The organism is Streptomyces sp. NBC_01232 (genome assembly GCF_035989885.1).
Lineage (GTDB): Bacteria > Actinomycetota > Actinomycetes > Streptomycetales > Streptomycetaceae > Streptomyces.
Genome location: NZ_CP108518.1, coordinates 1,213,278 through 1,234,512, shown reverse-complemented (window position 1 = coordinate 1,234,512; position 21,235 = coordinate 1,213,278). Strand labels below are relative to the sequence as shown.

General features: G+C 71.1%; 23 protein-coding genes. 20 read left to right on the top strand and 3 right to left on the bottom strand.

Annotated elements, in window-relative coordinates; genetic code table 11:
• Positions 1-41: 41 nt before the first annotated feature.
• The 14 genes from OG444_RS06020 to OG444_RS05955 all read left to right on the top strand — a co-directional run bounded on the left by OG444_RS06020 (position 42) and on the right by OG444_RS05955 (position 12,037).
• Positions 42-710: a 4'-phosphopantetheinyl transferase family protein gene (locus tag OG444_RS06020; protein WP_327261139.1), complete on the top strand. Its 669-nt coding sequence runs from the start codon at positions 42-44 to the stop codon at positions 708-710.
• Positions 707-1,018 (top strand): darcynin family protein, encoded by a 312-nt coding sequence (locus OG444_RS06015; protein ID WP_327261138.1) that lies wholly within the window; start codon positions 707-709, stop codon positions 1,016-1,018. The genes OG444_RS06020 and OG444_RS06015 overlap by 4 nt, the downstream gene beginning before the upstream one ends.
• Positions 1,015-2,547, top strand: a complete 1,533-nt coding sequence (locus tag OG444_RS06010; RefSeq protein ID WP_327261137.1) for an FAD-dependent monooxygenase — start codon at positions 1,015-1,017, stop codon at positions 2,545-2,547. Before OG444_RS06015 ends, OG444_RS06010 begins: the two co-directional genes overlap by 4 nt.
• 41 nt (positions 2,548-2,588) lie before the next feature.
• Entirely contained in the window at positions 2,589-2,912 is a 324-nt protein-coding gene (locus OG444_RS06005) for a TcmI family type II polyketide cyclase (protein WP_327261136.1), read from the top strand.
• A 20-nt stretch (positions 2,913-2,932) separates the two neighbouring features.
• Positions 2,933-3,181, top strand: a complete 249-nt coding sequence (locus tag OG444_RS06000; RefSeq protein ID WP_327266671.1) for an acyl carrier protein — start codon at positions 2,933-2,935, stop codon at positions 3,179-3,181.
• 33 nt (positions 3,182-3,214) lie between these two features.
• Complete coding sequence (locus OG444_RS05995; protein WP_327261135.1) at positions 3,215-4,156, top strand: aromatase/cyclase; 942 nt, start codon at positions 3,215-3,217, stop codon at positions 4,154-4,156.
• A gap of 31 nt (positions 4,157-4,187) precedes the next feature.
• A complete protein-coding gene (locus tag OG444_RS05990; RefSeq protein WP_327261134.1) occupies positions 4,188-5,696 on the top strand; it encodes an FAD-dependent monooxygenase in 1,509 nt (502 codons plus the stop codon).
• Between the two features lie 80 nt (positions 5,697-5,776).
• On the top strand, positions 5,777-7,048 hold the full coding sequence (locus tag OG444_RS05985) for a beta-ketoacyl-[acyl-carrier-protein] synthase family protein (RefSeq protein ID WP_327261133.1): 1,272 nt from the start codon (positions 5,777-5,779) through the stop codon (positions 7,046-7,048).
• Complete coding sequence (locus OG444_RS05980) at positions 7,045-8,253, top strand: ketosynthase chain-length factor (protein ID WP_327261132.1); 1,209 nt, start codon at positions 7,045-7,047, stop codon at positions 8,251-8,253. The genes OG444_RS05985 and OG444_RS05980 overlap by 4 nt, the downstream gene beginning before the upstream one ends.
• Positions 8,254-8,374: 121 nt before the next feature.
• On the top strand, positions 8,375-8,638 hold the full coding sequence (locus OG444_RS05975; protein ID WP_327261131.1) for an acyl carrier protein: 264 nt from the start codon (positions 8,375-8,377) through the stop codon (positions 8,636-8,638).
• A gap of 18 nt (positions 8,639-8,656) precedes the next feature.
• A complete protein-coding gene (locus tag OG444_RS05970) occupies positions 8,657-9,841 on the top strand; it encodes a cytochrome P450 (protein WP_327261130.1) in 1,185 nt (394 codons plus the stop codon).
• Positions 9,838-10,056 (top strand): ferredoxin, encoded by a 219-nt coding sequence (locus OG444_RS05965; RefSeq protein WP_327261129.1) that lies wholly within the window; start codon positions 9,838-9,840, stop codon positions 10,054-10,056. The genes OG444_RS05970 and OG444_RS05965 overlap by 4 nt, the downstream gene beginning before the upstream one ends.
• Positions 10,057-10,091: 35 nt before the next feature.
• Positions 10,092-11,063 carry an ACP S-malonyltransferase gene (gene fabD, locus OG444_RS05960; RefSeq protein WP_327261128.1) on the top strand — a complete coding sequence of 324 codons (972 nt, stop codon included), beginning with the start codon at positions 10,092-10,094 and terminating at the stop codon, positions 11,061-11,063.
• Positions 11,060-12,037 (top strand): acyltransferase domain-containing protein, encoded by a 978-nt coding sequence (locus OG444_RS05955; protein ID WP_327261127.1) that lies wholly within the window; start codon positions 11,060-11,062, stop codon positions 12,035-12,037. The genes fabD and OG444_RS05955 overlap by 4 nt, the downstream gene beginning before the upstream one ends.
• 101 nt (positions 12,038-12,138) lie before the next feature.
• On the opposite strand, the gene OG444_RS05950 is transcribed toward OG444_RS05955, so the two are convergent.
• From OG444_RS05950 to OG444_RS05940, 3 genes are all read right to left on the bottom strand, one after another.
• Positions 12,139-12,825: a hypothetical protein gene (locus OG444_RS05950; protein ID WP_327261126.1), complete on the bottom strand. Its 687-nt coding sequence runs from the start codon at positions 12,823-12,825 to the stop codon at positions 12,139-12,141.
• 325 nt (positions 12,826-13,150) lie between these two features.
• Positions 13,151-13,756 (bottom strand): response regulator transcription factor, encoded by a 606-nt coding sequence (locus OG444_RS05945; protein ID WP_327261125.1) that lies wholly within the window; start codon positions 13,754-13,756, stop codon positions 13,151-13,153.
• Between the two features lie 310 nt (positions 13,757-14,066).
• Positions 14,067-15,656 (bottom strand): DHA2 family efflux MFS transporter permease subunit, encoded by a 1,590-nt coding sequence (locus OG444_RS05940; RefSeq protein ID WP_327261124.1) that lies wholly within the window; start codon positions 15,654-15,656, stop codon positions 14,067-14,069.
• 143 nt (positions 15,657-15,799) lie between these two features.
• On the opposite strand from OG444_RS05940, the gene OG444_RS05935 reads away from it, so the two are divergent.
• The 6 genes from OG444_RS05935 (at position 15,800) to OG444_RS05910 (ending at position 21,233) form a co-directional block, all read left to right on the top strand.
• Positions 15,800-16,318, top strand: coding sequence for a MarR family winged helix-turn-helix transcriptional regulator (locus OG444_RS05935; protein WP_327261123.1), 519 nt, complete (start codon positions 15,800-15,802; stop codon positions 16,316-16,318).
• Positions 16,319-16,624: 306 nt separating this feature from the next.
• On the top strand, positions 16,625-17,764 hold the full coding sequence (locus tag OG444_RS05930) for a nucleotide disphospho-sugar-binding domain-containing protein (protein WP_327261122.1): 1,140 nt from the start codon (positions 16,625-16,627) through the stop codon (positions 17,762-17,764).
• Complete coding sequence (locus OG444_RS05925; RefSeq protein WP_327261121.1) at positions 17,761-18,540, top strand: class I SAM-dependent DNA methyltransferase; 780 nt, start codon at positions 17,761-17,763, stop codon at positions 18,538-18,540. The genes OG444_RS05930 and OG444_RS05925 overlap by 4 nt, the downstream gene beginning before the upstream one ends.
• Complete coding sequence (locus OG444_RS05920) at positions 18,540-18,983, top strand: sugar 3,4-ketoisomerase (RefSeq protein ID WP_327261120.1); 444 nt, start codon at positions 18,540-18,542, stop codon at positions 18,981-18,983. Before OG444_RS05925 ends, OG444_RS05920 begins: the two co-directional genes overlap by 1 nt.
• On the top strand, positions 18,980-20,098 hold the full coding sequence (locus OG444_RS05915) for a DegT/DnrJ/EryC1/StrS family aminotransferase (RefSeq protein ID WP_327261119.1): 1,119 nt from the start codon (positions 18,980-18,982) through the stop codon (positions 20,096-20,098). The genes OG444_RS05920 and OG444_RS05915 overlap by 4 nt, the downstream gene beginning before the upstream one ends.
• Positions 20,099-20,210: 112 nt before the next feature.
• A complete protein-coding gene (locus OG444_RS05910) occupies positions 20,211-21,233 on the top strand; it encodes a methyltransferase (RefSeq protein WP_327261118.1) in 1,023 nt (340 codons plus the stop codon).
• Positions 21,234-21,235 lie beyond the last annotated feature (2 nt).

Here is a 21,235-nt window from a genome sequence, read left to right as displayed (position 1 = left end):
GGGCTGTGCGCATGATGGCGCGGATAGTAGCTGACTGGGCCGTGGCCGCGGAGTCCCGGCAAGACCTGGACGCCCGGCTCTTTCCCCAGGAAGAGGCCGTCCTGGCCAGGGCCGGCGAGAAGCGCCGCGCGGAGTTCACCACCGTGCGCGCATTGGCCCGTGGGGCACTGGCCCGGATCGGCGTGGAGCCGGCCCCCATCCTGCCCGGGGTGAAAGGGCAGCCGCGCTGGCCGGCCGGCGTACGCGGAAGCATGACCCACTGCAACGGCTACAGGGCCGCCGTGGTGGCGCGTGCGGCGGACGGCGCGGCCGTGGGCATCGACGCCGAGCCCAACGCGCCGCTGTCCGGCGACGCGCTGGCCGCCATCACGGTCGGCGCCGAGGCCCGGCACATCAGGGAGCTGACCGCCGGGGCGCCCCGCGTGCACTGGGGGCGAATGCTCTTCAGTGCCAAAGAGGCCGTCTACAAGGCCTGGTTTCCGCTGACCGGAGTGCGCATCGGCTTCCGCGACGCGCATGTCACCTTCGATCCCGAAAGCGGCCGATTCGCCGCCCGCATTCTCCGGTCCGTCCCGGAGATCGCGACTGCGGGGCCCCTCGACATATTCCACGGGCGGTGGGCCGCCGACGAGCGGCTCATGGTCACCGCTATTTGCATTCCCGCACAACAGCCGGTGAGCCGGCAGTCGCACAAGGAGGATTTCTCGTGAAGTACACGGCATTTCTCGGCGTCCGATTCGAACCCGAATGGTTTCTCATGGACCCCGCCGAGCGCGATGGGTTCGAGTCCGAGCACGTCTTCCCGATCCTCGGGAAGCATGCCCAGTTCCTCCATATTCGCCCGTTCCGGGCGGCGGCGTTCGGCGCCCGCCACACCAACTTCTTCCTCGTCCATTTCGATGAGGTACCCGCCTACAACGGCCTCGTCGAGGAGCTGCGCGAGTCCCCCCTGATGGCCCGGCGATTCGTCACCATCACCGACAACTTCATCGGAATGGAAGAGACCTACAAGGCATGACCGGAACCGGCATCGTCCCCGGCGGCACCGGCCGGGAGCAGGACATCGACGCACCCGTGATCGTGGCCGGAGCGGGACCGACCGGCCTCATGCTGGCCGGAGAGCTCCGGCTCGGCGGCATCGATGTGATCGTCGTCGACAGACTGGCCGGGCCCGTCACCGAGTCCCGCGGACTCGGATTCACCGCCCGGGCCACCGAAGTCTTCGCCCAGCGCGGCCTGCTGGACCACTTCGAGAACCCCGAGATCAGTACCAAGGGGCACTTCGGCGGCATCCCCATGGACTACGACGTGCTGCCCGACGGGCATTTCGGCGTGCGCAACGTCGAACAGACCGAGACCGAGTCGGTGCTGGAGCGGTGGGCCACCTCGCTGGGCGCCACCCTCGTACGCGGACACGAGATCACCGACGTGCGGCAGACGGACGACCTGGTCGAGATCGCGGTGTCCGGGCCGGACGGCGAACGCGTGCTCCGCGCCTCCTACCTCGTCGGCGCCGACGGCGGCCGCAGCACCGTGCGCAAGGCCGCCGGCTTCGACTTCCCCGGCCACGACGCCACCTGCGAGATGTTCCTCGCCGACATCACGGGCGCCGACGTCCGGCCGCGCTTCCTCGGGGAGCGGGTGCCCGGCGGAATGGTCATGGCCGCCGCCCTCGGCGACGGCGTCGACCGGATCATCGTCTGCGAACGCGGCACCGCGCCCCGCGAACGTACGGGGCCGCCCGGCTTCGACGAGGTGGCGGGTGCGTGGCAGCGGCTCACCGGCGAGGACATCGGCCACGGCGAGGCCCGGTGGATCAGCTCCTTCACCGACGCCTCCCGGCTCGTCACCGAATACCGCCGCGGGCGCGTGCTGATGGCCGGCGACGCCGCCCACATCCACCTCCCGGCGGGCGGCCAGGGGCTCAGCGTCGGGGTGCAGGACGCGGTGAACCTCGGCTGGAAGCTCGCCGCGGTGGTGAGGGGCAGCAGCGGTCCGGCCCTCCTCGACACCTACCACCAGGAGCGCCACCCCGTGGGTGAGCGCGTCCTGACCAACACCCGGGCCCAGGGGCTCCTCTACCTCGGCGGCAGCGAGGTGGAGCCGCTCCGCGCCGTACTGGGTGAACTGCTGCGCGACGAGGCCGTCGGCCGGCACCTCGCCGGCATGGTCAGCGGACTCGACATCCGCTACGACCTCGGCCCCGGGGAGCACCCGCTGCTCGGGATGCGGATGCCCGACTGCGACCTGCGGACCGGATCGGGCCCCACCACGGCCGCACGGCTGCTGCACCCCGCACGGGGCGTGCTGCTCGACCTGGCCGACGACCCGGGCCTGCGCCGGCTGGGCGAGGAGTGGGCGGAGCACGTCGACGTGGTGCCGGCGGCCTCCGAGGACCGCCGGCTCGGCGGAACGCGCGCGCTGCTCCTGCGACCCGACGGGCACGTCGCCTGGGCGGCGCCCGACGGAGGAGACCTCGCGGCGGCGCTCACCACCTGGTTCGGGCCGCGGCCCGCGCACACGACGGAGCACCCGGCACACCAGTGACGGCCCCGGCCGGTCCAGTGACAAGGAACGAGGAAGAACCGATGCACAGCACCCTGATCGTCGCCCGCCTGGAGCCGAGCTCGATCGACGAGGTCGGAAAGCTCTTCGCCGACTTCGACCGCACCGGCATGCCCCGGAACATGGGAACGGTGCGCCGGCAGCTCTTCAGCTACCAGGGCCTGTACTTCCACCTCCAGGACTTCGAGTCCGACGACGGCGGCGACCGGATCGCCGCAGCACGCTCGCACCCCCTCTTCGTGGGGATCAGCGAGGACCTCAAGCAGCACATCACCGCATACGACCCCGCGACGTGGCGATCGCCCGCCGACGCCATCGCACAGCGGTTCTACCACTGGGAGCAGTAGTCATGGGAGAGGAAGCCCTGATGCAAGCCACCGCGTTCACCCTCGCCGACCTCAAGCGGATCCTGCTCGGCGCCGCCGGCGCGGACGAGAGCGTCGACATGGACGGCGACATCCTGGACGCGCTGTTCACCGACCTCGGATACGACTCCCTCGCACTGCTGGAGACCGCCGCGGTCATCTCCCGCGAGTACGGCATCCAGCTGACCGACGACGCCGTGACCGCCGCGACCACCCCCCGCGGCTTCCTCGAGCTGGTCAATTCCGCCTGAGAGCACGATTCCCCGAACGAGCAGGGAGACACGATGTCCGGACCACAGGTCCACGAAGTCCAGCACGAGATCACGATCGCCGCCCCGGCCAAGGCGGTGTACCAGCTCCTCGTGGAGGTGGAGAACTGGCCGCTGTTCTTCCCGCCGAGCGTCCACGTGGAGCACCTCGAACTGAACGGCGAGCACGAACGGATACGGATCTGGGCCACGGCGAACGGCGAGGCGAAGACCTGGACCTCACGTCGGCGGCTGCTGCCGGCCGACGGCCGGATCGAGTTCCGGCAGGAGGTCTCCAGCCCTCCCGTCGCCGCGATGGGCGGTGCCTGGATCGTCGAGGACCGGGGGGACGAGCACTGCCACGTGCGGCTGCTGCACGACTACCGCGCCGTCGACGACGATCCGACCGCGCTGGAGTGGATCGCCGCGGCGGTCGACCGCAACAGCCACGCGGAGCTGGAGGCCCTGAGGACCCACGCGGAACAGGGCGCCGACGCGCCCCGGACCCTCCTGTCGTTCGAGGACACGACCCAGATCGCGGGAACGCCGCAGCAGGTCTTCGACTTCATCGACCGGGCCGATCTGTGGGACCGGCGGCTCCCGCACGTCGCACGGGTGCGGCTGCAGGACCGGGACGGGCTGCAGCTCCTCGAGATGGACACCCGCGCCCCCGACGGGACGGTGCACACCACCCGGTCGGTACGCGTGTGCCTGCCCCCCGGCCGCATCGTCTACAAGCAGACGCAGCTGCCCGCACTGCTGGCGCTGCACACCGGGCAGTGGCGCTTCGAGGAGAACGCCGGGGGCGTGCTGGCCACCTCGCAGCACACCGCCGTCATCAACGAGGCCGCCATCGCGCTGGTCCTCGGTGCGGACGCCGGGCTCGACGAGGCGCGCAAGGCGGTCCGCACGGCCCTCGGCACCAACAGCCTGAGCACACTGGCCCATGCCAAGGCCCACATCGAGGGCCGTTCATGACCGGACGCACCGGCGCCCCGGGGCCGGGGCCGTGACGCCGCGCCCCGCCGTCGAGGCCGCCCAGGTACTCGTCGTCGGCGCCGGTCCCGTCGGCCTGCTGCTGGCCGGCGACCTCGGGCAGTACGGGGTGAACGTGGTGCTCGCCGACCGGCTGGCCGAACCCATGACCGAGTCGCGCGCCTCACAGCTGGGTGCCCGCACGATGGAACTCCTCGGCCAGCGGGGGCTCGTGGAGGAGTTCGCCGCGCTGGAACACGAGCCGGCCGGCCACTTCGGCGGTCTGTCCTTCGACGCCCGCGCCGCCGGGAGCAGGTACGCGGGCAACTGGAAGGTGCCGCAGTTCCGTACCGAGGCGGTGCTGGGCGACCGGGCCCTCGCCTCGGGCGTCGACCTGCGGCGGGAGCACGAGCTGCACGGGCTCGACATCACCGACGACGCAGTCGTGGCGGAGTTCCGCACGCCCGCCGGCCCCCGCACCCTGCGCGCCGCGTACCTGGTGGGCTGCGACGGCGCAGACAGCTCGGTGCGCGGCCTGGCGGGCTTCGAGCTCGCCCGGGGCGCCGCCGGTCGCGAACTGCTGCGTGCCGACGTGGCCGGGATCGACGTCCCCGGGCATCGGTTCACCCGCTTCGAGCGGGGCTTCGCCGCCTCCGCACGACGCGCCGACGGGGTGACGCGCGTGATGGTCCACGCATCGGGCCGCCCCCCGGTCCACCGCACGGGCCCGCCGTCGTTCGACGAGGTGGCCGAGGCCTGGGAGACGGTGACGGGCGAGAACATCGCCGACGGCACCCCGCTCTGGCTGGACGCCTTCGACGACGCCTGGGCGCAGGCCACCCGCTACCGTCGCGGCCGCGTACTGCTCGCGGGCGACGCGGCCCACGTCCACATGCCGATCGGCGGCCAGGCGCTCAACCTCGGCCTGCAGGACGCCGCCAACCTCGGGTGGAAGCTCGCCGCGCAGGTGCACGGATGGGCCCCGCCCGCTCTGCTCGACAGCTACCACGACGAGCGCCACCCCGTGGCCGGCCGGGTCATCGACAACGTACGCGCGCAAGCGCTGCTGCAGTTCGGCGGAGCCGCGGCCGACCCGGTGCGACAGGTGCTCGCCGAGCTCCTGGACCGGCCCGGGCCCAGGGCCACGTTCGCCGGAATGCTGAGCGGACTCGACGTGCGCTATGAGGTGGGCGGCGAGGGCGGCGAGAGCGCCGCGCACCTGGGCACTCGCTTGCCCGACCTCGAACTCACCGCGGACGGTACCCGCACGACCGTCGCCCGCCTGCTGCGCGAGGGCCGCGGGGTCCTGCTCGATCTGACCGGGGGCGGGTCGCGCGCCGCGCAGCTGCGGGCCGCGGCCGACGGCTGGACCGGCCGCGTCCGCGTCGTGGGTGCCCACGGTGCGCAGGCCCCCGCGGACGGAGCCGCGTTCCTGCTGCGGCCGGACGGCCACGTGGTGTGGACCGACCTGGCCCCCGTGCCGCTGCGCGAGGCACTGCGCCGCTGGTTCGGCGAGCCCGTACCGCTCGCCCGCCGGCCCTGAACCCGTTCGTCCGGCCGCCCTCCGGGAGCGGTCCTCAGCATGTCCGGATTCACCTGTCTGTCGTTTCTGTGAAGGGAAAGATGATGAGGCGACGCGTGGTCATCACCGGTATCGGAGTGCTGGCACCAGGAGGTGCCGGCACCAAGAACTTCTGGTCCCTGATCAGCGAGGGACGTACGGCGACGAGGATCCTGTCGCACTTCGATCCGGCGCCGTACCGCTCGCGGATCGCGGCCGAGGTCGACTTCCACCCGGCCGAACACGGCCTGCGCGCGCAGGAGATACGCCGTATGGACCGGGCGGCCCAGTTCGCCGTGGTCTGTGCGCGGGAGGCCGCCCTCGACAGCGGACTCGAGCTGTCCGAGATTCCGCCGCACCGGATCGGTGTGACGATCGGCAGCGCCGTCGGGGCCACCACCAGCCTGGAGGACGAGTACCGGGTGGTGAGCGACGACGGTGCGGCCCACCTGGTCGACCACACCTACACCACCCCGCACCTGTACGACTACCTCGTACCCAGCTCCTTCGCCACCGAGGTGGCTTGGGCGACCGGGGCCGAAGGGCCGAGCACGGTGATCTCCACCGGCTGCACGTCCGGCATCGACGCCGTGGGCCACGCGGTCGAGCTGATCCGCGAGGGCACCGCCGACGTGATGATCACGGGTGCGACCGAGGCCCCGATCTCCCCCATCACGGTCGCCTGCTTCGACGCGATCAAGGCCACGAGCGTGCACAACGACGACCCGGAGCACGCCTCGCGCCCCTACGACAGCACCCGCAACGGCTTCGTGCTCGGCGAGGGTGCCGCGGTGTTCGTGCTGGAGGAGTACGAGAGCGCACTGAAGCGCGGCGCGACCGTCTACGCCGAGATCGTCGGCTACGCCAACCGCAGCAACGCCTTCCACATGACCGGACTGCGTGCGGACGGCGCCGAGATGGCCGAGGCGATCACCGCAGCGCTGGACGAGGCGCGACTCGACCCCACCGCCCTCGACTACGTCAACGCCCACGGATCCGGCACCAAGCAGAACGACCGGCACGAAACGGCGGCGTTCAAGCGCAGCCTGGGCGCGCACGCCTACCGGGTGCCGGTCAGCTCCATCAAGTCCATGGTGGGCCACTCGCTCGGGGCGATCGGGTCGATCGAGATCGCGGCCTCCGCGCTGGCGATCAAGCACCACGTGGTCCCGCCCACCGCGAACCTGCACCACCAGGACCCGGAACTGGATCTCGACTACGTGCCCTTGACGGCACGCGACTGGCGGACCGACCGCGTGCTCACGGTGGGCAGCGGATTCGGCGGTTTCCAGAGCGCGATGGTGCTGTCCCGTCCCGAGAGGAACGCCGCATGACGCCCATAGGGGTGACCGGCATCGGAGCCATCGCGCCGAACGGCATGGGCACCGACGCGTACTGGAAGTCCACCGTCGAAGGGGTCAGCGGCATCGCCGAGGTCAGCCGCTTCGACGCGTCGGGATACCCGGCGAAACTGGCCGGCGAGGTGTCCCTCGACGCCGCCGCGCACCTGCCGAGCAGACTGATCCCGGCCACCGACCACATGACGCGGCTGTCACTGGTCGCGGCCGCCTGGGCCCTGGACGACGCGGGCGTACAGCCCTCCGAGCTGCCGGACTTCAGCGCCGGGGTGATCACGGCCGGCTCCGCGGGAGGCTTCGAGTTCGGCCAGCGCGAACTGGAGAACCTCTGGAGCAAGGGGCCCAAGTACGTCAGCGCGTACCAGTCCTACGCCTGGTTCTACGCCGTCAACTCCGGCCAGATCTCCATCCGGCACGGCATGCGCGGCCCCAGCGGCGTGGTCGTCAGCGACCAGGCCGGCGGGCTGGACGCCATCGCCCAGACCCGGCGGCAGATCCGCAAGGGCACCCGACTCGTCATCTCGGGCGGAGTCGACGGCTCCCTCTGCCCCTGGGGCTGGGTCGCGCAGATGGCCGCAGACCGGATGAGCACGTCGGACGACCCCGAACGCGCCTATCTCCCCTTCGACCCGACGGCCTCCGGGCACGTGGCGGGTGAGGGCGGTGCGTTGCTCGTGATGGAGGAGGTGGCCGCCGCCCGGCGGCGGGGCGGGAGGGTCTACGGCGAGATCGCCGGCTACGGCGCCACGATGGACCCGAAACCGGGCAGCTCCCGGGAGCCGGGCCTGCGCCGGGCGATCCTGACCGCCCTGGACGACGCGGCCGTGTCCCCGGACGAGGTGGACGTCGTCTTCGCCGATGCCGCCGCCGTACCCGAGCTCGACCGGGTCGAGGCCGACGCGATCAACGCCGTGTTCGGCGTCCGCGGGGTGGCCGTCACCGCCCCGAAGACGATGACCGGCCGGCTGGCGGCCGGGGCGGCATCGCTCGACGTGGCCGCCGCGCTGCTGTCCGTCCGCGACGGGGTGATCCCACCGACCGTCCACGTCGACTGCGCCCCCGAGTACGGCATCGATCTGGTCACCGGCGCGGCGCGCGAGGCCCGTGTGCGCACCGCGCTCGTCCTGGCACGGGGCCACGGCGGCTTCAATTCCGCCGTCGTGGTCCGCGCGGCACGGTGACCGCCGTGCGCACCGGCGCCGATCTTCCCGCAGCTGATCTCTGCGCCCCCGATCTCCCCGCCCCCCATGACGCCCGGGCTTCCGGCCCGGCCTGCGACGACCACCGGGAAGGAACCGGAACATGACCAAGAGGTTCGGAATCGAAGACCTCAAGCGCATCCTCCGAGAGGGAGCGGGCGGCGCGAGCGAACTGGAGGGCGACATCCGGAACGCCAGCTTCGAGGACCTCGGATACGACTCGCTCGCCCTGCTGGAGACCGGCAGCCGGATCGGCCGGGAGTACGGGCTGGAGTTCGAGGACACGGCGTTCGCCGACGTCGAGACCCCAGGGGACTTCGTCGACGTCGTGAACGCCCACCTGCTGTCGACCCCGGCCCACGGCTGACCGAGCAAGGAGATCACCATGGCGATCACCACCATTCCCCGCAGCGACATCGACCCCTACAGCGACGCGTCGATCCTGTCGCCCTACGAGGACTACCGGCGGCTGCGCGACCTGGGCCCCGTGGTCCGGCTGGAGGCCCACCAGGTCTTCGCCGTGGCCCGCTACCGCGAGGTCTACGACGCCCTGCACGACCACACGACCTTCTCCTCGGCGTCGGGCGTGGGACTGACCGAAACGCTCAACAAGGCGCAGAAGGGCAGCAGTTTCACCAGCGACCCGCCCTACCACGACCACGTGCGAGGCCTGGTCGCCCGGCACCTGAAGCCGAAGGCCCTGGAGCAGTTCCACGAGTACATCGAGGGCTGGGCGACCCGGCTCGTCGACGAGCTGATCGAGAAGGGCAGCTTCGACGCGGTCACCGACTTCGCCCAGGCCTTTCCACTGGCCGTCGTTCCCGACCTGCTCGGCTGGCCGGTGGAGGAGGGCAAGGAGCGCCTGCTGGACTGGGCGACCGCCGGCTTCAACGCGTTCGGGCCGCTCAACGAGCGCACCATGGCGGGATTCCCGCTCCTGCAGGAGATGTCCGAGTTCCTCCAGCGGATGTCGGTCCCCGGGAACCTGCGACCGGGCAGCTGGGGCGCGCAGCTCGTGAGCGACGCGAAGGAGGGCAAGATCGAGGAGTACCTGCTGCCCGGCCTCCTCGGGGACTTCCTCGCCCCCTCGATGGACACCTCCGTCAGCGCGCTGTCCAGCATGCTGTGGCTGTTCGGATCGCATCCCGAGCAGTGGCAGCAGGTCCGCACGGACGAAGCGCTCATACCCAAGGCGCTCAACGAGATCATCCGCATCGAGTCGCCGCTGCGCGGCTTCACCCGGCTGGTCACACGGGAGCGTGAGCTGGGGGGCGTCATGCTGGAACCCGATGCGCGCGTCCTGCTGCTCTACGGCTCCGCCAACCGCGACGAGCGCCACTGGACGGACCCGGACACCTTCGACATCCACCGCCCCGGGGTGGCGCAGCACGTGGGCTTCGGCCACGGCATCCACGGCTGCGTGGGCCAGGCGCTCTCCCGGATGGAGGGACACGCTCTTCTGAAGGCGCTGTCCGCACGCGTCCGTTCGATCGAGGTCGGCGAGCCCACCTGGCGGCTGCACAACACGATCCGTGGAATCGCGTCCCTGCCGGTGACGCTGCGGACGTGAGCCCCCGGACGGCCGGGCGGCCGGCCGTGCGGCTCAGCGTCGACCTGAGCCGCTGCGAGGGCCACGGACTGTGCCAGGCCGTGGCCCCGGACCTGATCAGCGTCGACGAGGGGTACGCCGAGCTGATCGACGACGGTGACGTACCGGTGCACCGGCAGGCCGCCGCCGTGAGCGCGGCGCGGACGTGTCCCATCGCGGCGCTCAGGGTGACCTGAGCGCCGCCCGCCACGAATGGAGGGTGGTGCCGAAGATGAGCAGGACGGCTTTCGTGTTCCCGGGCCAGGGTTCGCAACGCGTCGGTATGGGCGGCGAACTCGTGGAGCGGCACCCGGAGTTCCTCGACTCGCACTACCGGGTTGCCGACGAGATCCTGGGCATACCGCTGACCGGACTGTGCCGGGAGGGTCCGGCCGCGGAGCTGGGCGCGATGCCGGTGACCCAGCCCGCCGTGTTCCTGACCAGCGTCGTCGCCCACGAGGTGCTCCGGGCGCACGGGGTCGTGCCCGACGTCGTCGCCGGGCACAGCCTCGGGGAGTTCACGGCCATGGTGGCGGCCGGCGTGCTCGACTGGACCGACGGCCTGCGGCTCGTCCGGCTCCGCGGCGAGCTGATGGCGTCGGTCAACCGACGGATCCCGGGCAGCATGGGGGCCGTCATCGGCATTGCACCGGCCGAACTGGAGGATCTGTGCGCCCGGGCCGCCGCCGCGACCGGGGAGGTGGTCGAGATCGCGAATCACAACGACCACCGCCAGATCGTGGTGTCCGGCCAGACCGGGGGAGTGGCCCGGCTCCTCGAACTCGCCGAACGGGCGGGGGCGGAGCGGGTGCTGACACTGGACGTGGGCGGCGCGGCGCACTGCAGCCTGCTGTCCGGAATCGAGGAGGAGTTCGCCCGGGTCCTCGAAGGGTTCGAGCTCCGCGACCCGGTCGTCCCCGTGGTGTCCGCGGTGACGGCCGCGCCCGTGCGCACCGCGCGGGAGGCGGCGCTCTGCCTGCGGCGGCAGTTCACCAGCCGGGTGCTGTGGACCGACACCGTCCTGGCGCTCGCGGACTCCGGGGTCGACCGGTTCGTCGAGGTCGGGCCGGGCAAGGCGCTGAGCAGTCTGTGCGCCCGCCTGTGCCCGGAGGCCCAGGTGTACCGGACCCGCGACGCCCAGCGCCTCGACCGCGTGGTCGCGGCGCTCGGTGCCTCCGGGGCGCGCGGGGCCGGCGCGCGATGACCGGACAGGGGATCGTCCTGCTCCTGCCGGGGCAGGGCTTTCAGCACGCGGGCATGGCCGTCGAGCTCTACCGGCGGGAGCCGCGGTTCGCCACCGTGGCCGACGAGTTCCTCGCCGCCCTGGGGCCCGGGGGCGAAACCGTCCGCGAGGACTGGCTGGCCTGCGTCGACGGCGCTCCGGCCGACCGGGGCACGACCGCGCAGCCCCTGCTGTTCATGATCGGGTACGGGATCGGGGCGGTGCTGGCGGGCCGGGGCCTCCGGCCGTCCTTGCTGATCGGTCACAGCGTCGGCGAGCTGGCCGCGGCCACCCTCGCCGGCGTGTTCGACCTGCACACGGCGGCCCGGATCCTCGCCGCACGCTGCGCGGCGCTCGCGGAGGCCCCACCGGGGGGCATGCTGGCCGTCGCGGGAGCCCCGCGGACGGTGCTCGACTGCATCCGCAGCCGGTCGGTGGGGGAGAGCGTGGTGGTGGGCGCGCACAACGGCCCGCTGCAGACGGTCCTCGCCGGGCCGGAGCCGCAGCTCTCCGAGGCCGAACGCGCCGTGCGCGCCGGGGGGATGGCCGCCCGGCGGGTGCGCTCGCTCGAGCCCTGGCACTCGCCCGCGATGGACCGTGCCGCGCGCAGGTTCGCCGCCGCCGTCGCGGCCGAGACGCTCGATCCGGCGACGATCCCGATCGTGTCGACCCGTACGGGCCGTGTCGTCACGGACGCGGAGGCCGCGCTGCCGGAGTTCTGGGCGGCCCAGATGGCGGAGCCCGTGCTGTTCTGGCCCGCCCTGGACAGCGTGCTGGGCGGCGGGGAGTACACCGTCGTCGACGGGGCACCGGCCGGCGGACTCGCCACTCTGGCGCGCCGGCACGCCTCGGTGCGGGCAGGGCGCAGCAGAGTGGTCCCGCTGCTGGCTCCTCCGGGTCGCGACGCGTGGACGGCCTGGACGAAGGGGCTCGCGGAACTGGAAGCACGTGCCTGATCCCGGGCGGGGCAGGATCTGCGGGCCGCGCACGGAGGCGGGGTGCCGGCGCATGCGCCGGCACCCCGCTTTTTCGACGTCAGGACTTCATGACCCCTGGATCAGGGCTTCTGCGCGTCGTTGACGTCCGACGCGTGGTAGAAGACCTTGCCCGAGACCTTGCGGCGACGCCACCGGTACTGGCTGGCGAGCCGGTAGATGCTGCCGTTGGGCATGTTCCAGAGCGCCGCGATGTCCGAAACGCTGTACCAGGCGCGGCGGGACGTCGTGTGGCTCTGTACGCACGCTGCCAGCGCCGCCCATTCGTCCGAGGCCCACCAGTGCGTGTCGTCGACGCTGCACCGGATCTCCGACGGCTTCGAGCGGGTGCCGGAGACGACCTTGACCACGGCCCGGAGCTTGCCGGTACAGCTCGGGTGCATGCAGTCGCCGAGCGGGACGACCCGTACAGCCCGGGGTTCGCTCGCCCGTCGCGCGCGGCGGGTCAGCATGCTGAACTCCTCGACTGCCTCGCCGGCCGCAGAATGGCCGGAAAGCCACGGGATGTTCTCATGGATGAACCGTGCCATCTGGACGACATCGCGCTGCGGTGCATCGAGCCCGCGCTCTTGTGCGACGAGGGATGCCCAGGAGGCCAGGACGGATCTGACGGAGGAACGCACTTCGGCGGCTTCCGCGTTGAACGGCATTTCCTGCCGGCTGTTCGAACTCGAAACTCTCTCGCGTGGCGTGCGGGTTCCCGCGAGCGAGAGCTCGCAGGACAAGTAGAGGGCGGGCAACTCACTCAAGCACGAGGCGATCTGTTCTCTGCAGCTGTCGCACAACGTGCAGTCCGCGGTATTCGAAACACATGTGGGCGGGTTTTCAGAAGCATGATGGCGGTATTTGGTTGGGCATCCCATAAGACTGTCTACTTCCCCCTTGTTTCGGCCTCGGGAACCGGCCGCCTCCAACGTAAGTCAGATTGCCTCCATGCGGGAGTGTCTTCATCATCAATGCATTATGGAATCGTCCGGTGGGGTCATGAGAATCTCACACCCTCCGTGTGATGCATTCACTGGCGGGCCCGGGGAATATCCGGTACTTCTTTTGGCGGACGGGGCGCGTCGCCCGTCACAGCCAGCCGGCGTCCGCCGCGATGCGGACCGCGTCCATGCGGGTGCGCGCGTTGAGCTTGGCCGTCACCGAGGTCAGGTAGTTGCGGATGGTGCCGGGGGAGAGGTTGAGCCGCGCCGCGATGTCGGGAACGCCCTCGCCGGCCGCGGCGAGTCTCAGCACCTCGAGCTGACGCTCGGTGAGCGGGGGGATCGGCGCCTGCCATGCGGACACGGCGAGGTCCGCGTCGATCACGCGATGTCCTGCGGCGAGGTCGCGCACGGTGCTCACGAGCTTCTCCGGCGGGGAGCACTTGACGAGGAATCCGTCGACCCTCATGTCCAGTGCGCGGCGCACGATCGTCGGGCGCCAGTGATGCGTGAGTATCAGCGTGCGGGTGCCCGGTAATTCATCGTGGATCTCCTGGATAATCGACAGGTCGTCCTGACCGGGCATGTCTATATCGATCACTGCGACGTCCGGCTTGTGGAGCCGGGCTGCCGGCAGTATTTCCCTGCTGTCTCCGAGGTCTGCTACGACATCGATGTCAGCTTCCCGTGCGAACAATGCAAGGAACGCCCCCCGTACCATGCAAACGTCTTCGGCGAGCAGAACTGTAGTCACTTTCCCTCCAGGGTGAACGCGAGTGTCCTGCAGCGTGCGATGGCGCTGGCCTGGTCAGGATCCTAGCTTCCGGTGGGTAGTTGTACAGAAAAAATTTTGCTGCCCCTGGGTTGACGTAGGCGAAATCTCGCGGAACCCGGGACGGTGTTCCGTCCCGGGATTCCGGGATGTGAAACCGGATTTCCATCGAACGGGGGTGACCCGGCCGGGGGCTACGGGGGAATGGAACCCGCCGACCGGGTCGTCTCCGGGGGCGCCGCCGCGGGGTCGGCGCCCGGTGGCCGCGCACTTGGTCCGAGTGCGCGGGGGCTCAGTGCGGGCTGGGTTCCTGCAGTGAGGGCTCGGACTTCTCGGCTGCGGCCGCGGACCTCGGCGTGACGAACAGCGTGGCCGCGAGCGCCAGCACCAGCAGCCCGGCGCAGACGTAACTGGACAGTTCGAGCCCGACGGTCATCGCCTCACGTGCGGCGTCCGCGGCCGATGCGGTCGACGGGTCGGCCGAGAGCGAGGGGATCACCGATCCGGCGGTGTCCGTCACGACCCCGCTGAGCTGCTCCGCGTCCTTGCCCGAGAGTCCTGCATCGGTCAGGCGGCCTTGCAGGGTCGAGGCGAGCGAGCTGAAGAACAGCGTTGTCAGGACGGCGATGCCGAGTGCGGAACCCAGTTCGCGTGCCGCGCTCTGGATGCCCGAGCCCTGCCCCGCGCTCTCGGCGGGCACGTCCACGAGGACGATGTTGGTGACCTGGGCCGTGGCGAACCCGACGCCGATGCCGTAGAGGAACAGGGCGATCGCGATCAGCCACCAGGCGCTGTCGGTGGCGGCGATCAGGCCGAGGAGGACCAGGCCGACGGCCTCGAGGAGCAGGCCGATCCGTACCTGCGCCAGTGCGGAGGCCGACATCGAGAAGCTCGCACCGCTCGCGCAGAAGCTGCCGACGGCGAGGGCGACGAGAGCGAGCCCCGCCTGGAAGGCGCTGTAGTCCAGGGCGAACTGCAGCCACAGGGGCAGCACCGCGATGATGCCGAATTCGCCGAGGCCGACGATGAGCGTCACCACGTTGCCGTTGCGGAACGAGGGGATGGAGAAGAGCCGCACGTCCATCAGGGGCTCGTCGTTCTTGCGGCCGAGTGCTGCCTGCCGGCGCCAGAAGGCGAACAGGACCAGTGCCGACACGAGGAACGAGACGAACACGGGGGACGGGCCGGCGCTCCAGGAGATCCCGCCGATGCTCAGCGGTTCGGTGGTGACCAGCCAGCCGTAGTTGCGGCCCTCGATCAGTCCGAACGCCAGGAAGCCGAGCCCGATCACGGACAGGATGCTGCCGATGACGTCGACGCGGCCCTGGGTGCGGGGCGACGGGGGCAGGTAGATCAGGATGCCCGCCGTGATCAGGGCCACCAGCGGGATGTTGATGCCGAAGGCCCAGCGCCAGGAGAAGTCCGCGAGCCAGCCGCCCAGCAGCGGACCGACGGCCGCGGCGGCGCCGATGGTCGATCCCCAGATGGCGAACGCCTGGCCCCGGGCCTTGCCCGTGAAGGTCGCGTTCACCATGGCGAGCGACGACGGCAGGATCATGGCTCCGCCGATGCCCTGCAGGAACCGGGCCAGGATCAGCATGCCGCCGCTCGGCGCGACCGCGGCCAGCAGGCTCGTGGCGCCGAACACGGCGAGGCCGATGAGGAAGATCTTGCGGGCGCCGTGCAGGTCGGAGAGCCGGCCGGTGAGCAGGAGCAGCGCGGCGAAGACGATCGCGTAGGACTCCTGGATCCACTGGGCCTCGACCGAGTCGACCGAGAGGTCCTCGATGATCGGGGCGAGGATCACGTTCACGATCGTGATGTCCACGACGATCAGGGCCACACCCAGAGACACGGCGATGAGGCCGAGCCACCTGCTCATGGGAGGGGACTCCGGGTCTGCTGTGGTATTCAAGATGCCTCCACTCTAGGGTATCTTCACGGTGAAGGTAGTTTGAGGGAGTCGGGTTGTCAACCGAGCCGCGAAACAGTGCGTCGGTGGCGAGGATCGGAAGGGGTACGTGAATGGAGAAGCCGGAGTTGGGCGGCCTCGAGGCGCAGCGCGACCGGCTCATGGACGGGCTGAGGGCCTTCGGTGCGAACTACACCGAGTTCACCCGGCGCTTCGCCCTCTGGCTGGGACTGCACTCCACCGACGCCGCGGCGCTGGCGGAGATCCTGTACGCCGAGGACAAGGGCGCACCCCTGTCCCCCGCCCGGCTGAGCGAACGCATATCCCTGTCCTCCGGCGCCACGGCCGCCCTGCTGAACCGCCTGGAGGGGGCGGGGCACATCGCCCGCACCCGCGAACACAGCGACCGCAGGATCGTGACGCTGCGCAGCAGCGCCCATGTCCGGCCGCGCGCGGAGGAGTTCTTCGGCCCCTACGCCATCCGCATGGCCGCGGAGATGGCGACGTACGCACCCGAACAGCTGCGCCAGTTCGAGGACTTCATCGGCCACCTCCGCGGGACGATGGACTCGCTGCTCTCGGACGAGTACCAGGCGCCCCGGCCGGGCACCCGTGCCCCACGGCGTGCTTGACAACCCGACCTGCTGCGAAGAAGATTGCCTTCATCTTGGAACGTGTGTGCCCAGAGGCCCCGTTCCGCCTCCTCCGCCAGTAGCCCAGCCGTGACACCCGCCCGTGTGCCGGTGTCCCCCTGGACTGGCCGAGCGACCCGCCCGACGGCTCCCCGCCCGTGAAGTCCGGGGCCGCTCCTCCGCATGGGCACCGATCCCTCCGCTCCCGCCCGCCTCCCGCCAGGCGTGGTCACCCGCGCCCGAACGTCATCGGCCGGGCGGGGCGGCGCAGCCATGCCTCCAGGACGGCCAGACCAAAGGAGATGCATGAAAGTCCTCTTCATCGCCGCAGGAACGAGTCCGGCCGGCGTATTCGCCCTGACCCCGCTCGCGACGGCGGTGCGCAACGCCGGGCACGAGATCGTCGTCGCGGCCTTCGACGAGCTCACCGACACGATCGAGGCCGTCGGACTGCCACCGGTACCCGTGGCCGCCGGCCACACCACGGAGAGCATCAAGCAACTGAACCGGCCGGGTGGACCCATCGAGTTCCCCTGGTCCCCGGACCAGGAACTGCCGTACGTGGGACGCTGGTTCGGCCGCCAGGCGGCGGTCAGCCTCGACGCCCTGCTGCAACTCGCCAAGAGCTGGCGCCCCGACCTCGTCGTCGGCGGCACCGATGCCTACGCGGCCGGACTGCTGGCCGCCCACCTCGGCATCCCGTACGTCCGGCAGGCCTGGGACTGGCTGCACTTCGACGGTGCGGAGAGCCACGCGAACGAGGAACTCGCCCCGGAGCTCGACCTGCTGGACCTCGGCTCGCTGCCCGAGCCGGACCTGTTCCTCGACCTCTGCCCGCCGAGCCTGATACCGCCCGGCGCACGCCCCGGCCGGCCGATGAGGTGGGTGCCCGGCAACCGCCAGCGCACCCTCGAACCGTGGATGTACACACCGGCCGAGCGTCCCCGGGTGTGCGTCACCTACGGCAGCTTCCGCACCGCGATGCCCCAGGTGTTCGACCACCTCTGCGCGCTGGTGTCCCGTCTCACCGAGCTCGACGCCGAGATCGTCGTCGCGGCGAACGAGGAGGCGAGCGAGAAGCTGCGCACCCTGTTCCCGCAGGTGCGCAGCGGCTGGGTGCCGCTGGAGTTCCTCGTCCGCACCTGCGACACGATCGTCCACAGTGGAGGCCTCACCGCGCTCAACGCCATGGCGGCGGGCACGCCCCAGGTCGTCCTCAACCAGTTCGTGGCCTTCGAGGACTCGCTGCGCATGCTGGAGCGGCAGGGTTCGAGCATCGTGCTCCACCGGGGTGACGGATCGCCGGACGGCACCTTCGAGGCGTGCCGCAAGGTCCTCTCCGACGACGGCTACGCCCAGCGGGCGCGGGAACTCGCGCGGGAGCTCAACTCGCTCCCCACCCCCAATGACCGGGTCGCCGACCTGGAAGGACTGGTGCGCCGATGACCACCTCCAGCGCGGAGCAGGCGTACGGCGCGGAGCACGCCGAGATCTACGACGCGGTCTACCGCGGCCGGGGCAAGGACTACACCGCCGAGGCCGAGGACATCGTGCGGGTCCTGCGGGAACACCGGTCCGCCGTCTCCAGCCTCCTGGACGTGGCCTGCGGCACCGGCACGCACCTGGAGGCCCTGCGCAAGAGCGTCGACCACGTGGAAGGGGTCGAGCTCTCACCCTGGATGCACGCCCTCGCGGTGCGCCGGCTCCCGGGCGTCACCGTCCACCGGGACGACATGCGATCCTTCGGCCTCGGCCGCACCTTCGACGCGATCACCTGCCTCTTCAGCTCCATCGGGTACATGGCGTCGACCGACGAACTCGACCGGACGCTGCGGGTGTTCCGTGAGCACACGGCACCCGGCGGGGTGGTGGTGGTCGAGCCGTGGTGGTTCCCGGACGAGTTCCTCGACGGGTACGTCGGCGGCGCCGTCGTCGAGGTCGACGGACGCACCATCGCCCGCGTCTCCCACACCGTCCGGGAGGGCACCACCACACGGATGAGCGTCGCGTACACGGTGGGCGAACCGGCCGCGGGACTGCGCCGCTTCTCCGACACCCACGTCCTGTCCCTCTTCACCCGGGAGCAGTACGAGCAGGCCTTCGAGAAGGCCGGCTTCACGGTCGCGTACACGGCCGGCGGCCCTTCCGGCCGCGGCCTGTTCATCGGCGTCGCACCCGGCACGGAAACCGTCCCGTCCAGCGCAGCAGCCCAGGAGTGGTGATGACCAGGTCATCGGCGACCGGTTCGGTCGGCCAGGTACGTCCTTGCACGCTGATGGACCTCCAGACGGTCGTCGACGACCGCGGGAGCCTGTCCATCGTGGAGGGTGTCAAGGACATCGGATTCGAGATCAAGCGCTTCTTCTACCTCTACGACCTGCCGGTGAAGTCGGTGCGCGGGGACCACGCGCACCGCCGGCTGGAGCAGTTCGTCATCGCCGTCCGCGGCAGCTTCGACGTCACCGTCGACGACACCTCCGGCACCTCCCGGTACCACCTGGACAACCCGAACCAGGGGCTCTACATCGGACCGATGGTGTGGAACTCCCTCGTGAACTTCTCGGAGGGCGCCATCGCCCTCGTGCTGGCCTCCGAACACTACGACGAGGCCGACTACTACCGTGTGTACGAGGAGTTCACGGCCGACGCGAGGCTGCTCGCGTGAAGATCCCCTTCCTGGACCTGAAGGCGCCGCACGCCGAGATCCGCGAGGAGCTGGACGCGGCCTACCACCGGGTGGTCGACTCGGGCTGGTTCCTGCTGGGCGACGAACTCACCGCGTTCGAGACCGAGTTCGCCGCCTACTGCGGCGCCGCGCACTGCGTGGCGGTCGGCAGCGGGTGCGATGCCCTCGAACTGGCCCTGAGGGCCCTGGGGATCGGCGCCGGCGACGAGGTGATCGTCCCCAGCGCCACCTACATCGCCACCTGGCTGTCCGTGTCGGCGGCCGGGGCGACACCGGTCCCCGTCGAGGTGGACGAGGGCACCCACCTCCTCGACCCGGCGCTGGTGGAGGCGGCCATCACCCCGTCCACCCGGGCGATCATGCCGGTCCACCTCTACGGCCAGCCCGCGGACCTCGCCGCCCTGCGGCGGATCGCGGACCGGCACGGCCTCGCGCTCGTGGACGACGCCGCCCAGGCGCACGGCGCCCGGCACCGGGGTGAGCGGATCGGCGGCGGAACCACGGCGACCGCGTTCAGCTTCTACCCCGGCAAGAACCTCGGAGCGCTCGGCGACGGCGGCGCCGTGCTCACCTCGGACGCCGAAGTGGCGGACCGGCTCAGGCTGCTCCGCAACTACGGTTCCCGGCGCAAGTACCACCACGAGATCCGCGCCACCAACTCCCGGCTCGACGAAGTGCAGGCGGCGCTGCTGCGGGTCAAGCTCGGACACCTCGAACGCTGGAACGCCCGTCGGGCGCGGATCGCCGACCGCTACCGGGCCGAACTCGCCGGCCTGCCCGGTGTGCGGCTGCCGGAGGTGGCCGACTGGGCCGAGCACGCGTGGCACCTGTTCGTCGTCCGCTGCGACGACCGGGCCGGGATGCAGGCGAGCCTCACCGAGGCGGGGATCGGCACCCTGATCCACTACCCCGTTCCGGTGCACCTCTCGCAGGCGTACGCGGACGCCGCCAAGTGGCCGGCCGGCACCTACCCCCTCGCGGAGTCCATCGCCGACCAGGTGCTCAGCCTGCCGATGGGACCGCACCTGCGCGACGAGGACGTCACGCAGGTCATCGCCGCCGTGCGCGCCGCGGCCCTGATCCGGACGCGCTGACCCACGACGTACCGGCGCGCCGGCAGACCGGCCCGCCGACGCCGTCGTACGGCCGCGCTCCGGCACGGCGCCCCCACCCCACCGAACCCGCGACCGAAAGGGTCCGCTTCCCATGCAGTCCTCACACCCGAAGCCCCCGCCCTCCGTCCGCGTCCTGCAGCTCGTCACATCGAGCTGGATGGCCGCCGCGGTGAGCGCCGCCGCCGAACTCGGCGTCGCCGATGCACTGGCCGACGGCGCCCGCCCGGTGGACGAGATCGCGGAAGCCGTCGGCGCCCACGCGCCCACCCTCCACCGGCTGCTGCGGGCCTGCGCCGACATCGGGCTCGTCGAGGAGCTGGACGGCGCGGTCTACGTCCTGACCGACGTGGGCGAGGCGCTGCGCAGCGACTCGCCGACCTCCATGCGCAACTTCGCCCGGTGGACCGGCCTCGCCGCCGACCGCAACACCTGGGTCGGCCTCGCGGACAGCGTCCGTACCGGCGAACCCGCCTTCGAGAAGGTGCACGGACAGAACGTCTGGGACTTCATGCGGGACCGCACCGACGTCTCCGGCATCTTCGACGACGCCATGACCGAGGCCTCGCGCCAGCTGATCGCCCCCGTCGTCGACGCGTTCGACTTCAGCGGCGCAGGCACCGTCGTGGACGTCGCGGGCGGACACGGAGCCCTGCTCGCCGCGGTGCTCGCCGCCAACCCGGACGTCCGCGGCGTGCTCTACGACCAGCCCGATGTCGTCGTCGGCGCGAAGGAGACGTTCCGCGGGCTCGGCGTCGACGACAGGGTCGAAACGGTCGGTGGCGACTTCTTCGACTCCGTACCGCCCGGCGGCGACGCCTACCTGCTCTCGAACGTCATCCACGACTGGGACGACGCGAACTCCCTGAAGATCCTGGCCAACTGCCGTGCCGCGCTCGGCGAGGGTGGCCGGGTCCTGCTGGTCGAGGCCGTCATGCCGGAGCGGACCGAACCGTCCCCGACGGTCTCCCTGATGGACCTCAACATGCTGGTGCTGTGCGGCGGCCGGCAGCGCACCGAGGCCGAGTTCGCCGAGCTCTTCGCCGAGGCCGGACTCCGGCTGACCCGGATCGTCCGGGCGGGCCTGCACAGCGTCGTCGAAGCCGTCCGGGCCTGACC